Raw genomic sequence first — 14,570 nt, forward strand, 5'->3', positions numbered from 1 at the left:
CTGGAGCGGCTGACGCAGCTGAAGGCCGGCCACACTCCTGCCGTTCTAGTCGCAGCATACGGAAACCGTGCCTATGACGATACACTGCTGGAGCTGCAGGAAGCGGCGGAACACAGCGGTTTTTGCCCTGTTGCAGCAATCGCTGCCGTTACGGAGCATTCCATCATGCATCAGTACGGCACAGGCCGCCCGGACGCCCAGGATAAAGCTGAACTGAGAAAATTCGTCCGCCAGATTCAAGAACTCCTGCGTCCGACAGCAGACTGCAGCAGCAGTGCAGCGGTGTCTGCCCCCGCGCTGCCCGGCAGCCGCCCCTACCGGGAATACAAAGGCATTCCGCTAAAGCCGAAGGCTGGCAAAGCCTGCACCGGCTGCGGCGCCTGCGCCAAAGCATGTCCCGTGGGCGCGATCCCGGACGGCCACCCTGAGCAAACGGACAAAAACCGCTGCATCTCCTGTATGCGCTGCATTCAGATCTGTCCGGTAAAGGCGCGTTCCCTGAATAAAGCCGTCCTCTCCGTAGCAGGCTGTTCCATGAAGAAGGTCTGTTCCGGCAGGAAAAAGAATGAACTATATTTAGGAGGAAAGATATGATACGCGCTGTTTTTATTGATTATATGGGAACCCTGGTGCAGGAAGAAAGCGAATATGCCAATGCCGTCATTGGCCGCTGTTTTAAACAGAGTAAGGCAACAAAACCATCAGAAGTGGCGGCCTGGTGGTTTTTCAGACATGATGAGCTTCTGGAAGAATGTAATAGGAATGAATATAAAACAGAATATGAAATTGCATACCGGACATTTTTGCTGGCTATGGAACACTTTCAATTCACAGATGATGCCCATATGCTTTGCGAAATGCTCACAAAACACTGGACCTGCTCCCCGCCCTTTGGGGATGCGGTTCCATTCCTGCAAAACTGTCCGGTACCCGTCTTCGTGGTCAGCAGCAATGATACCCTGTACCTGGAGGAAGGGCTGCGCCGCCTGGATGTACCAATTGCCGGCCTGGTTTCCAGCGAAATGTCAGGAGCCTATAAACCGGATACACGAATTTTCAAAAAGGCGCTGGAGGTAAGCGGCTGCCTCCCGGAAGAAGTGATCCACATTGGGGATTCCCTGCGTTCCGATGCGCTGGGGGCACAAAAGGCCGGCATAAAGCCGCTGCTTCTGGATCGCTACGGCAAGTATGGGCCCTGCGTTTTTGAAAAGGTAAGCTCACTGACAGAAGCGCTGGAATGGCTGCTGCAGAAGGGATGCAGCAGATGAAAAAAGAAATGCGGGACTATTCCTCCGCCTTCCCACTGAAGCGTATTTCCTCCCTGCACGGCTCATGATACAAATATCCCGCCGCATTTCCTCCTGCATTCTGATACCAGTTCCCTGTAATTTCATTGAGGATGTAAAGCTCCCCGTCCTTTTCTTCCATCTCAAACAGAAGAATTTTCTTTTTGGTATGGATATTCGGACAGTGAAGCGACATCATCAGTCTGCCGTCAAAGGTATGGAACAGCATGGAATGAGCGCCATCCAGGAAATACAGCGGTTCCTGACGCTGGATCCACGGCCCGTGGATTTCTCCGGATTTGCTTTTCGCATAACCGGTGGCATATCCTTTTTCCGTAAAGCTGGACCAGAGCATAAGCAGGGAATTGTCCTTCATCCGGTACAGGAAAGGACCGTCCGTCACATAGCCGCTGTGCCTGCAGAAGCTTCCCCTCCAGGGAGCATCGGACGCCCGGAACAGTACCTCCGGCGGACCCACAGCCTCCGAGAGGTCATCGGACAGAGGGACGGCAGCAATCTGCCCGTCTCCTACCTGAAGCCATTCGTGACAAAAAACCATCCACGGTTTTCCATGAAGATCCACATACAGCGTCCCATCCAGACACTGCCAGTCAGGCGGCGTTACCGCTTCCTGCCGCAGCTGCACAAACGGCCCCAGCGGGGAATCACTTACCAGGCACTGACACTTTCTGTAGCTTCCTTCCGTACGGAAGGAAGAAATCAGATAATATTTTCCCTTCCACATATGACATTCCGGCGCCCAATAATCCAACTTCGCCCAAAAACCTGTTTCATCGCTGTCAAACACTTTTATGGGATTGCTCCAATGGACCAGATCCTCACTTTCCAGAGCATAAAAACACCCCGGGAACTTCAAATCCGGAAATCTTTCCGGATTGAATACCGCCGCATATGTATAATACTTTTTACTGACCGGATCCGCTAAAATAAAAGGATCACTTATAATAATATCTCTGATAGAAAACGGATATTCCATCACTTACCCCTTTCAGCGCATAAAAGCGCAATCAAATTTTCTCCTGTTTCTTTACACTTTCTTATTTCCACAATACTGCTTTTTGTACCGTTGATAAATTTTCTTCCCTCCCTCCGGAAAAATAATGTATAATATAAAAGAACATTTTTATATCTCCAAAGTAACTGAACAGCTGCCTCTTTCCATAAAACTCCAGGAGGAAATAAATCTATGATGAAACAGCTATCTCTCTTTGCACAGAACAATAAAGGAACCCTGCAGGATATTACCGGAATATTAAAAAATGAGCAGATCAACATCCTCGGCTCCGTTACCAATGACAGCGCGGAATATGGCATTATCCGCATGGTGGTATCCGCTCCCGAAAAAGCCGCCCTGGCCCTGGAAAATGCCGGCTACCTGTGCCGTCTTACCGATGTGACCGGAGTGGAGGTTGCCGACGAAGTGGGAAACCTTCACAATCTGCTGCTGGCATTATCCGAAAGCAATATCAACGTGGATTATGTCTACCTTTCCTTTAACCGTGATTCAGGAAAGCCCATTCTTATTTTCCATACAGAGGATACCTATGAGGTAGAAGCATGTCTTGCGGCCAAAGGCTTTACTGTAGTGTAATTATCCCTTCCCGCAGGTTTTCCTGCGTTTCCCTTACACGGATCCGACAATAAAAAAGGCATTCTCCGGAATGTCTTTTTTATTATTATTAATTATCTTCCGATTCTTTTCCCTCCGTCTGCTGGAAAAGATATTTCTTCTCATATTCCTCAAGGGGCACCGGCCTGCTGAAAAGGAAGCCCTGCGCAAGCTCCACGCCGCATGCGCGCAGCACCGTAAGCTGCTCCTCCGTCTCAATTCCCTCTGCCACTACCTGGATATTCATCTTTCTGCATATTTCTATAATGGATTCCACTACGGTCCGCGCCCTGGAATTGTGAGCCACATCATACACCAGGCTTCTGTCCAGCTTCAGCACATCAAAATCCACATTGGACAGCAGCGCAAGATTCGCATATTCAGTACCGAAATCATCTATTGAAACAATAAAACCGGACTGACGCAGCTCATTAATCAATGTCCTGAAATCCATGCCGTCCGTTTCCTGTATGGTTTCCGTAATCTCTATTTCCAGATACTTTTTGTCCACACCGTAATTACGGCATAATGAATTAAGCCGTTCCACAAAATCCGGCTGCGCCAGAGAGCTGCGGGAAAAATTCACGGAGATTGGAACCAGTGTCTTTCCTTTATCCAACCATTCCTTAATCCTGGAGCAGACGAACTTAAACACATAAAAATCAATCTGGCTTATCGTCTTGCTTTCCTCCAGCAATGGAAGGAAATTCCCCGGCATCACCAGAGTTCCGGACTGCGGCCGATAGCGGATTAAAGCCTCCGCCCCCACAGCACAGCGGCTGGAGGCCGCTATCTTCGGCTGGAAGAACACTTCAAAACGGTCCTTCAGGATTTCTTCCCGGAGCACCTCAGGATCAGACAGCTGCAGCGCTTCATCGCTGTGATGCCGGTAGCGGTTAGAGGTGGAATTTTTCCGGTAAAAATCTTTTTTATCCTTATACATCATGGCATCCGCACCGGAAATAAGCTGCTGTATATCCGTAAACTGAGAGGACCACTCGGAACCGATAGCGGCCTTACAGATCGTATTAATACTGAACTGATAACGCAGCGCGGCCACCTTTGTATCAAAAGCCTCCCGGTCGATGCCCTGGCAGATAATGACGAATTCATCACCGCCGATACGATAATAATCCGCCTCCCGGAACACTTCCCTCATCTGACGCGCGCATTCGATCAGCATTTTATCCCCACAGGTGTGTCCGTAACGGTCATTTATATCCTTCAGGCCATTTACGTCCAGAAACACAATCCCTACCGCCCTGCCACACATGGAGAGCTCCTCGGAATCCTTGATAAACCGGTTTCTGTTATAAAAGGAGGTCAGTGTATCATAATAGCTTAACCGGGAAAGCTGCAGCTCCGACTCGGTCCGCCGGTAGGTCAGCATGATAAAATAGCACAGGGTCTGCAGAAGCGGAACTATACTGCGCATCTGTTCCGCAGGAGGATTATCCACACAGATACAGCCCTTGAAGCTGCCATCCTGCTCCATGGGGGCTGTCACCAGGCTGTGAATATTCTGTATCCGCAGCAGTTCATAGGCCTCCGGATACGAATCCTTCAGGACCGAGATGTCTTCCATGATAACGCATTCCTGCGCATTGAAGATCGGCTTCCAGCAGTCAATGGCCGACAGAGGGATCCCCTGAAGCATTTTCTGTTGGGATTCAACTCCCTGAGCACACCATTCATAATCATTATACAGCATGGAATCATGTAACAAAACCAGATATGTCCGTTCCGCGCCAAGGAACTGTCCCAGATGCTCCAGCACCATGGGAATGGACTGCTCAATATCATGCTTCTGGTAAAGAGTACGGACGCATTCCATCAGCATCATTTCCCCGTCCAGCATGTATTTCAGCGTCTGCTTTTCCGCTTCCGCTTCTGTGATATCGAATGCAATTTCAATCCTTGCAGGCCTACCTGCCCACTGGAGCCGCCTGTCCTTTAACAGATAATGCTTTTTCGTAATGGGGTTCGTATGCTCCCATGTATAATTTTCTCCGTCTTTCAGCAAACAGGTGGTACAGAACTCACAGGGGCTCTCCTTTCCCTGCAGGACCTTGTAGCACTTCTGCCCTTTCAGCTCGGTTACACCAAACAGCTTCCTTCCCGCTTCATTCAAAAAGAGCAGTTCATAATTCTCCGTATCCGAAATATACATAAGCTCTGAAATTTCATCCATGGGCGCCTGCAGTTCCAGCGCCATGCGCGCCAGGTTCTCGCTCTTTCTGCGGTTTTCATCCTCTGCTTTCTGCAGCTCCAGCTGCCGTCTGGACTGAATCGCCCCCAGCCAGGCAAGCAGCCCTGCAAGCACCATAAATACGCCATTCAGGGCAAGAAGCACATTCTTCGCCTCCTCAACCCGCCGCTCCGAACATTCCTCCGCCGCGCTGACCGCCCGGTCCGCCAGGGAAAAATAATCCTCGCTCAGCTCATAAAGGGCTGTTTTGCTTTCTCCCTGGCGCACTTTTACAATTTCTTTCTTCAGGCTTTCCCATTCCTCCTGCATCCGGGCGACCAGACGCTGAAAATCATCATCATCCAGCCGGATCAGATTGTTCCCGCCTTCCCCTGTGGCAAGCTCCGCAAGGATCCCGTCCAGGCGTTTAATCAGAGCATCATTGTGCTGACCGTTCAGCTCCTGCTTGACCAGACGCTGGGTAGCTCCCCTCACTACTCCGGTGTAATTAATTACCCGGCTGTTTCCCTGCAGCCCATGGATTGAAATCAGGGAAAGATGTCCTGTAACCAGCAAAGCCACGATCAGAATGATCGGCATGATTTTCTTCTGCATAGTGCTTCTCCACGTTCGTAAATAATATAGAATTTGATTATTATCAATCAATATTTTGTATTATTTCTATTATAGATCATATACATTTTTAAAACCAGCCGTCTTTTTATATAATTATCAATATCCCAGTTTCAGACCTCCGCCTTTCTCAACAGTCAGTATATCGGTTATGTACAGATGTGATTTTTCCTTTGCCGCCGACACCGGGGACGAACCTTCCGCGTTGGATTATTCCCGCCTGGCCAGCCTGAATCAGGTTTATGCGCCTCTCCGCAAGAAAAAATCATTCTTCCATTTCCCATACTACCTGCGCGTTCCTGTCACACACCAGCTGTCCGTCCTTCACCTTCAGCTCCGCGGCCTGAACCACTGCGTTATTGCGGATGCTTTTCGGCAGATTTTCCATCGCCGCTCTTTCTGCCTCATCCTCTCCTGCATAGGGATGGCAAAAATAAAAGAGGAAGGCGCGGCCGTCCTTTACAAGTACGTCCGCATGATGCCCCAGGCCCCTGTCCAAAGGTCTGGTACCGGATTTCTCCAGGATATCCGCACATCTGCTCCAATGTGCAAAATCCTCGGAACGGTATACCGCAAGTCCGTGCCAGTAATCAGATATCATCCATTTTATGCCTTCCAGCTCAAACACGTTCGGGCCCTCCTGCGCGCAGTCGGAAACCTCTTCTCCCAGAACCTCCCAATGGTACAGATCACTGCTGACGGCTGCATAGGTTCTGCTTTCCTTTTCCTCATCCTTGTACCACATCTTATACTGATGCGGGGCGACCTCGTATACGCAGGCGTCAATCACCCGCTGGGAATTCAGATCTATTCTCCCCTGAAATTCCCAGTCCCACAGATCGTCCGAGGTATAATGCAGCATCTGCCTGGGATATTCCCAATCAGTAGGGATACCGGTAATATAAGATATATACATATGGTAACAGCCTTCCGCCCACAGGATTTCCGGCGCCCAGAAGGTATTGTGCCCTTTTTCAATATCCAGGCCTTCCAGGGTTCCTCTGTAAAGCCATTTTCCGCCGTCCTTGCTGACAGCGATGCCGATTTTCGTACCATGTACCCAGGAAACTCCTGTGGAAGTATCCGCGGTCCTTCTCTGCGTATAAAAAAGATACCACTGTTTTTCTTCCCTGTTCCAGATAATCGTGGGGTCTGTGGGGCAGTCATAAATCGGATCCCGGAATAAGGGAGCCGGCAATGCCACTTCTTTCTTCATTGTATTCTCCTTTCAGCCTGGTCTGTGCTTTATGTTAGTTTGATTCATATTATTTTCTATTCCCAGGCCGTTTTGTCATAAATTTTTATATCTGTCCTTCATCCTGCACTGCTTTTTAAAGAAAGCAATTCCGTAATTTCGGATATCCGTATTGCCTTCTTCCGGAAACCAGTCATTATAATGCAAGTTTTCCATCCTGTTTTCCTGACAATATGAAGTATACCACAATTATGCAGTTGGTTATAGTCTGCCGAAAATTACTTATAACCAAAATACTGCCTTTCTTTACAGCATCTCCCCATTGGAAGCTATCACCTTCCGGTACCAGTCAAAGGATTTCTTTTTACTCCGGGCGTACGTCCCGCTTCCGTCGTCCTGCTTATCCACATAGATAAAGCCGTATCTCTTTTTCATCTCTCCGGAGGAGGCGCTCACCAGATCGAGGCACCCCCAGGAGGTATAGCCCATAAGCTCCACGCCGTCCTCCTCCACCGCCGCTTTCATGGCCCGGATATGCTCTCTGAGGTAATCAATGCGGTAGTCATCCTCCACACGGCCGTTTTCATCCGGCACATCCTGCGCGCCCAGACCATTCTCCACCACAAACAACGGTTTCTGGTAACGGTCGTAAACCTGGTTTAAGGTAATCCGCAGTCCCATGGGATCTATCGGCCAGCCCCATTCACTGAACTTCAGGTACGGATTCTTCACGGAACGGAAAAGATTTCCCTCCGCCTCCTCCGTTGCGCTGCCGGGCGCTGCGATGCACCTGCTGTTATAATAGGAAAAAGAAATGAAATCCACCGTATCCCGCTTCAGGATATCTTCATCTCCAGGCTCCATCCGGGGAAAAATCCCTTTTTTTCGAAGCCTTTTTACTGCATAGGAGGGGTAATAGCCTCTGGCCTGCACATCCACGAAAAAGTAATTTTCCTGGTCCGTAAGCAGCGCCTCCCAGACATCCTCCGGCCGGCAGGAAAAAGGATAAGCGCTTCCTGCGGCAAACATGCAGCCCACCCTGTTTTCCGGGTTGATCTCATGAGCCATACGGGTCGCCAGCGCACTGGCAATCAGTTCATGATGCGCAGCCTGGTATTTGGTCCGCTCTTCATCTTCTTCCTCTGCAAATACAAGCCCCGCTCCCAGAAACGGCGCATGCAGAATCATATTGATTTCATTGAAGGTCAGCCAGTATGTCACATAATCCCGGTACCGTTTCATCAGCACCTCGCACAGACGGAGGTAGTGCCCGATCATCTCCCGGCTCCTCCAGCCTCCCACCTTACGGATCAGTCCGATGGGACAGTCAAAATGACAGATCGTCACCAGGGGCCGGATCCCATATTTTCTGCATTCCTTAAAAATTTCCTCATAAAACCGCAGCCCCTCTTCGTTCGGCTCCGTTTCATCTCCCTCCGGGAAAATACGGGTCCAGGAAATACTCAGCCGGTAGGTTTTAAATCCCATCTCGCCAAAGAGCCGGATGTCCTCCCGGAAGTGATGATACATGTCAACCGCTTCCGCCGCAGGATACCTGTGGGAGCCGTCCATGGCAAGCATTTCCCTGTGCCCGGCAAGCACGGCGCTCCGATCCGGCCCCGCAGGGCACACATCCACATTTGCCAGTCCTCTTCCGCCTTCAAATATACCGCCTTCACACTGGTTTGCCGCCGTAGCGCCGCCCCATAAAAAATCTTTTGGAAATCCCATATTGCCACCTCCGTTCTCTTATTTTAACACCTTCAGCAGCACATCGCCCTGCGCCACATGCTCTGTGGCAGTTTCCACCACCTCAAGATAGTCGTCTGAATTAGTTACCAGCACGGGCGTTTCCAGGCAATATCCTTTTTCCTCGATAAACGCCATATCAAAGCTCACCAGAAGCTGTCCTTTTTTCACCCGGTCTCCCTGCGCAACCCTGGCCTGAAAACCTTCCCCATTCAGCTGGACGGTATCCAGACCGATATGGATCAGGAGCTCCACGCCCTCGTCCGTCAAAAAACCAATGGCATGCAGCGTCGGGAAAAGTACGGAAACCACGCCGTCCGCAGGCGCATACACATTCCCCTCCTCCGGCCAAATCCCAACACCTTTTCCCAGCACACCGGACGCAAAAGCATCATCCTTCAGCGTTTCCAGCTTCAGCACCCTTCCTCTGAGCGGACTGTAAAGCTGCGTCTGATGAAGCAGGGCGGCCCGTGTCTCCGCCTTTTTCCCTTCCCCGTCTGTCTCAGGTACTGTCTCAGATGCTCCTTCAGCTTCCACCGATCCGCCTTCCGCTCTACGATCTCCTGTCGCCGTTTCTTCTGCCGTTTTCTTATCATCCTTATAAAAAATCATAGTTGCCGCAAAAGCAATCACCATAGTAATCGCCACACCTGCCAGGGCCACAATCAGATTTCCCATCCCGCCGTCAGGCTCAATCATGGCCGGGAATTCAAAAATCCCCATGCCGCCCATCATAAATTTACGGAAATTAAAGGCCCCATAAAAACCGCCGCCGATACAGCCGGCAATACAGCTGATAATAAACGGCTTTTTTAACGGAAGGAGAATTCCGTAAATAGCAGGCTCGGTCACCCCGAAAATACCGGAAATAAAATTAGGCAGCGCCATTTCCTTCAGCTGTCTGTTCTTTGTTTTGAAAAAGATTGCAAGAACCACCGCCGATGTGGCAAAGGTACAGGCAAAAAAAGGCATCATTACATTGTCATATCCGTTGGTCATAATGTTGTTGATATACACCGGAATAAACCCCCAATGAAGTCCGAAAATAACAAGAATCTGCCAGGTCAGCCCAACCAGCGCGCCGGCCAGCATCGGGCTGAAGTTACGCACCGTCATAACCCCCTGGGCAATCAGCGTGGAACCAAAGGTTGCCAGCGGCCCAATCAACAGAAAGCCTGCCGGAATGCTCACCAACAGCGTAAGCATCGGCACAAAGAAAAATTTTACCAGATCAGGAATAAATTTATTAAAGAATTTTTCACATTTGGAAGCAAAATAAACTACAAAAATAACAGGAATCACCGTGCCTGTGTAATCCATGGCTATCATGGGAATGCCGAAAAAATCAGTATATACGGCGGATTCGAACATCGTTCCGGAAAACAGTGTATACAGCACCTGCCCTCCTGCCGAAAGCGTGCCGGCCTGTACGGTGGGATAACACATAATCGCGCCGATTACCAGCCCTATCATCGGTTTCAACCGGAATTTTTTCGCGGCAGTATACCCAAGAAACAGCGGCAGAAAATGGAACAGGCCGTCACCAATGGCATTTAACACAAGATATCCGCCGCAGGTTTCCGGATACCACCCCAGCGCCACAAACAGGGCATTCAGCCCCTTCACCATACCGCAGGCCGCCATAATACCCAGAATCGGCTGAAAAATTCCTGAAATAATATCAATTGCACGGTTAAACAGATTTCCCGACGGCGTCTCATCCGCCTTATCTGCACTGCCTTCCTCCAGCCCCAGCAACGGCATTACCTCCGCATAAACCTCAGGCACATGATTCCCTATTACTACCTGATACTGGCCGCCGCTTTTCATAACGGTCACAACCCCGTCCATATTTTTGATGACATCATCCTTTGCCAGGCTTTCCTCCTTCAGTTTGAAGCGAAGCCTTGTAATACAATGTGTCAGACTGCTGACGTTTTCTTTTCCGCCCACATTCCTGACGATTTCCTTTGCCAGATTTTCGTACTTGCCCATTCTTTTTTCCTCCATTTTATAAATAATTATATTGATGAAGGTTTGGCCAACCAAATGTCACCATCCCGGCGTACGTGTCCTTTTAAGTAACTGCCCTGCCATGTACTGTTATTGTCACAATCATCCATTTGCCTTATGTATTATCCCTTTGCTTTATGAATCACCCGTTCAATATGAATTGTCAGATAAAGCTGCTCTTCCCTGGAAAGCCGGTACTCATATTTCTTCATGATAAACTGCGTGATTTTTTCCACACAGCGGTATGTATCCTGATATTTATTTCTGATTACCTCCAGCAGATCATCGCCCTCATCCTCATAGGTCCGCCGTTCGATCAAACGCTTGGCAAAAAATTTCAGATGTGTGATAAACCGGTAATAATACACATCATCCTCGTCAAAATCCACATGGAAATAATATTTTACTATATTGACCACTTCCTGCATTATCCTTGTAATTTCATACATATTATGCATCACGTCTTCGTCCATCTGGGCGTTTGCCAGATGGAGCGCAATAAATCCGGCTTCATCCTCCGGCAGGCGTACCTTGCATTTTTCTTCAATCAGTTCAAGTGCCCACAGGCCGATTTGGAATTCATCCCTGTAAAATCGCCGGATATCCCATAGAAGCACATTTTTTACCGTTATCCCGTCCAGGAAACGGACAATAGAGGTATGGACATGATCAATCAGGGATATGTACAGCATGTCGCTGAGCTTTTTACCCAGCTGTTCCCTGGCACGGGAAATTATTTCTTCCCCGATGGCAATGTGTTCCATGGGAATATCCTGTACCAGCGCCTGAAATTTGCTGTTGGCCTCCGAACCGGAAAGGAAGAAGGTCTTATCGATTATTTCATCGGGAATTAATTCACCCGCCTTCTTTTTGAAGCAGATTCCTCTTCCCATTACGACTTTTTCCCGGCCATTTTCATCCAGCACCACCGCCACATTATTGTTGAGAATCTTGTATATCTGCATATCCCCATCCTCCTGACAGTTCTGAAGTTTTGAATACAAAAAAACCTACATACACAAATAAATCCGGAAACACCTGCTTCCAAACATATTTCTGTATATAGGTTTAGCATGCTTTCACAATCGCTATCCTGTTCTGGAATTCAGCTTAGCACGATAAAAAGCGGAAGTCAATCTCCTTTTGGGAAACGCTTCCGCTTTCTCTTTTTTTTACAAAACAGGAGCTGTAATTTTGTTCATTTTCCCTATTAAATCAAACTACAGATACCGCTGTGAAATCAATCTTCCGCATTATACTGCATCGCATTTGTGGCAGAAAACCATTTGCGCTGTCAGAAGTCTTTGCAGCGGTTATTCCTGCCCAATAAGAATTTCTGCTACCTGCAAATCAGTTCTGGCAGGAGCTTCTGTCAGCAAATCTGTAATCCTTTTTACATAAACCGGATCCAGCTCCATGACTTCCGCAATCTTTTGTACATCAAGTCCTTTTTCTGCCTTTTTCCGGATGATGGCTACTATTTCTGCTTTTCCTTCCGCCTTGCCTTCTGCCTTGCCTCTCTCAATCCCATCATTAAACAGCATCGTCCCTAACTTAGTCATCGCAATCCGCTCCTTTACTTTACTCAAATCTTCCACACCTAAAAACTTATCCGCAAGTGTGTACAATACTGCATACATTTTTTCCAGTTCGGTTTCCGTCACGGAAGCTCTGGAACCTTGCAGCAGTTCAATGCTTCTGATAATCCTGTCCCCGATATTCAGCCGGCCTGACATGAGCGGGGTTAAAAGTAAAGGTACCAGGTCCTCTTTTCCCAACGGTTCCCCTTGCTTCTGTTTTTTCTCCAGCCCGGAAATTAAACTGTCTGCATTTTTATCCTTCAGGCGTATAATATTTACCTGGTAAACATTGATTCCTTCCGCCAGTCTGTTCATTAATTTCCTGACATTTGAGGAACAGATTACATATGTAATCACTGCCACCTGGAATGTGCGGCTTGTAGCCGCTTCATATTCCCGGAAACGTCTCAGATCTTCTCTTGTGATAGAATCACTTTCAAACTCCAGATGTATCCACGTTCCTCCCGAAGTAATATAATTGAAATCCTGGTACATCTGCCTTGCCTCAAGCCTGACATTTTCGGTAGGCGCCGCATATCTTACCTCCGCCGTTATTCCCAATAAGGGCAGCAGCTCCTCTCCAAAGTACTGGGCGGCCGTTTTCAAAGCCAGGTCCTCGTGGTTGATTTCCTGTACCTCCGCCTGTTCCCGCGCCCTGGCTTTTCCTTTTTCCCCGGTTTGTTCCCTTTTTTCCGGGCTTTTCTTTGTCTCTGTCTGTTTACCTTTTTCTTTCTGTTCGTGTTTATCCACACGGCCTCCTGTTCCGTAAGCCATGTGCAGATGCCTGTCTTCCATACAATTATAGCTGAAAATCCGTCACCGGGCAACCGTATCTTACTATCTGATGTATCTTATTATCTGATTCATAATGCTTAACTAAAAATTAGTTGAAAGTGTTGTCCGATCCGGACAGATTATATGAGATATTATTTGAATTGGTAAATAAAAGCCCCGCGGCAATCGCCAAATATCCACTTGGCTCGTTGCTCGCGGGAAAAAATCAATTGCGGCTGACAGACTCTTACACATGCCCGGCCGCCGGTGTTTTTATATAATACCATATATGCCGTTTGATTTAAAGCGGTTTTCAGATAAATTATTAATATCTGAATTACATTTGTAAATCCTACTTCTCATATCTAATGTAGAGTTTACTCTTGCTATGGCCTCCCGCATCCACAAGTTTTGGTGTCGGAAAACCAATGCTTGAAAAAAGTCTCTTTGTGATACCTTTTGCCGTTCCTGCAAAATCTGCAATAAAGTCTGTGACAGCTTGGGCCTGAATTATGCCGCCAGATCAGCAAAGCTCCTTATGCCTGCAACGGCTGTAATAAACCTCGTAATAAATACCCCTTTTTCCTCAAATATGAATACAATGCAAAAACTGCACATCACATGTATTATGAACTATTTGTTTCAGCCAGGCAGGACATCCGAAAATGTGAGGATCAGATAAACAATGCCCCACAGATTTGCGTTATTGTTAATCATTGCACAGTTAATCCTGCCTAATAAGAACTTCCACTACCTTCAAATCAATTCTGGCAGGATCTTCGGTCAGCAGGTCTGTAATCCTTTTTGTATAAACAGAATCCAGTTCCACTAACTCATTTATCATTGATGTTTCCTGTCAATCCATGTGTTCCTTAGTTATATACACTATAATTCATTGTCCACATACAGTATATTAAAGTCTACCTCATTTGATATACCTCTCATTATCCCCTTACTGGTATACTGCCATATTTTTATTAGAGGTATATTCGGTTTATAGTTCTCAGGTATAGGATCTGAAAAAATGTAGTTCTTATTCAATGGATAGCGTGCAATCCAAAAAGGACATGAAAATTCATCTACGCAAAAATAATTGGCATTATAAAATGAATATCCTGTATAGATACCAAAAGGGAAGCCCGCTGCTGTTATTTCACTCTCCGCTTTTTTTATCAGCATTGTTAAATCTTTGTTACCCATATTTTTTAAAGGTTCGTATTCTACATCCCACCATATAGTGTTAACAACACGGAAGGAAGAGGGGACACTATTGAATAATCGAAAAAGATGTTCTAACTCCTTATATAATTCAGTAAAAGAAATTGCATATGTATATTTATAATAACTAACAGCAATATTATTATCTACACATCCTTTTAAATTAAAATCGAAACATGTATCGATTTTATTATTTTGAGTGGTTGTTCTTATAATAGAAAACTCACATCCAGCATCCTTTACCTTTTTCCAATTTATTTTTCCCTGATATGCGCTCACATCAATTCCTTTTTTCACTTTTCTC

Annotated in this window: 11 protein-coding genes; 3 read left to right on the plus strand and 8 right to left on the minus strand. The window is 47.4% G+C overall.

The annotated features are described in order from the left end of the window. Both HMPREF1548_RS14700 and HMPREF1548_RS14705 read left to right on the plus strand, forming a co-directional pair. Positions 1-594, plus strand: a 594-nt coding sequence (locus HMPREF1548_RS14700; RefSeq protein ID WP_035322267.1) for a 4Fe-4S binding protein, incomplete at its 5' end; no start/stop codon positions are given. After that, a complete protein-coding gene (locus tag HMPREF1548_RS14705) occupies positions 591-1,268 on the plus strand; it encodes an HAD family hydrolase (RefSeq protein ID WP_021637041.1) in 678 nt (225 codons plus the stop codon). The genes HMPREF1548_RS14700 and HMPREF1548_RS14705, both read left to right, overlap by 4 nt. 16 nt (positions 1,269-1,284) lie before the next feature. On the opposite strand, the gene HMPREF1548_RS14710 is transcribed toward HMPREF1548_RS14705, so the two are convergent. Next, the gene (locus tag HMPREF1548_RS14710; protein WP_021637042.1) at positions 1,285-2,283 is read right to left on the minus strand and encodes a glycoside hydrolase family 43 protein; all 999 of its coding nucleotides are present in this window, start codon (positions 2,281-2,283) and stop codon (positions 1,285-1,287) included. A gap of 210 nt (positions 2,284-2,493) precedes the next feature. On the opposite strand from HMPREF1548_RS14710, the gene HMPREF1548_RS14720 reads away from it, so the two are divergent. Further along, a complete protein-coding gene (locus HMPREF1548_RS14720; protein WP_021637043.1) occupies positions 2,494-2,898 on the plus strand; it encodes an ACT domain-containing protein in 405 nt (134 codons plus the stop codon). Positions 2,899-2,986: 88 nt separating this feature from the next. Here HMPREF1548_RS14720 and HMPREF1548_RS14725 read toward each other — a convergent pair whose 3' ends face one another. The 7 genes from HMPREF1548_RS14725 to HMPREF1548_RS14755 form a co-directional block, all read right to left on the minus strand. Beyond that, positions 2,987-5,719 carry a bifunctional diguanylate cyclase/phosphodiesterase gene (locus tag HMPREF1548_RS14725; protein WP_021637044.1) on the minus strand — a complete coding sequence of 911 codons (2,733 nt, stop codon included), beginning with the start codon at positions 5,717-5,719 and terminating at the stop codon, positions 2,987-2,989. 283 nt (positions 5,720-6,002) lie between these two features. Then, on the minus strand, positions 6,003-6,953 hold the full coding sequence (locus HMPREF1548_RS14730) for a glycoside hydrolase family protein (protein WP_021637045.1): 951 nt from the start codon (positions 6,951-6,953) through the stop codon (positions 6,003-6,005). A 285-nt stretch (positions 6,954-7,238) separates the two neighbouring features. Further along, on the minus strand, positions 7,239-8,663 hold the full coding sequence (locus HMPREF1548_RS14735) for a 6-phospho-beta-glucosidase (protein WP_021637047.1): 1,425 nt from the start codon (positions 8,661-8,663) through the stop codon (positions 7,239-7,241). 18 nt (positions 8,664-8,681) lie between these two features. Continuing rightward, entirely contained in the window at positions 8,682-10,676 is a 1,995-nt protein-coding gene (locus tag HMPREF1548_RS14740) for a beta-glucoside-specific PTS transporter subunit IIABC (protein ID WP_035322309.1), read from the minus strand. A 140-nt stretch (positions 10,677-10,816) separates the two neighbouring features. Next, positions 10,817-11,659, minus strand: a complete 843-nt coding sequence (gene licT / locus HMPREF1548_RS14745) for a BglG family transcription antiterminator LicT (RefSeq protein ID WP_021637049.1) — start codon at positions 11,657-11,659, stop codon at positions 10,817-10,819. 348 nt (positions 11,660-12,007) lie between these two features. Further along, positions 12,008-13,024 (minus strand): hypothetical protein, encoded by a 1,017-nt coding sequence (locus HMPREF1548_RS14750; protein ID WP_286138041.1) that lies wholly within the window; start codon positions 13,022-13,024, stop codon positions 12,008-12,010. A 909-nt stretch (positions 13,025-13,933) separates the two neighbouring features. Further along, positions 13,934-14,563 carry a GH25 family lysozyme gene (locus tag HMPREF1548_RS14755; RefSeq protein ID WP_021637054.1) on the minus strand — a complete coding sequence of 210 codons (630 nt, stop codon included), beginning with the start codon at positions 14,561-14,563 and terminating at the stop codon, positions 13,934-13,936. Positions 14,564-14,570: the final 7 nt, after the last annotated feature.

The organism is Clostridium sp. KLE 1755, from assembly GCF_000466465.2.
Taxonomy (GTDB): domain Bacteria; phylum Bacillota; class Clostridia; order Lachnospirales; family Lachnospiraceae; genus Eisenbergiella; species Eisenbergiella porci.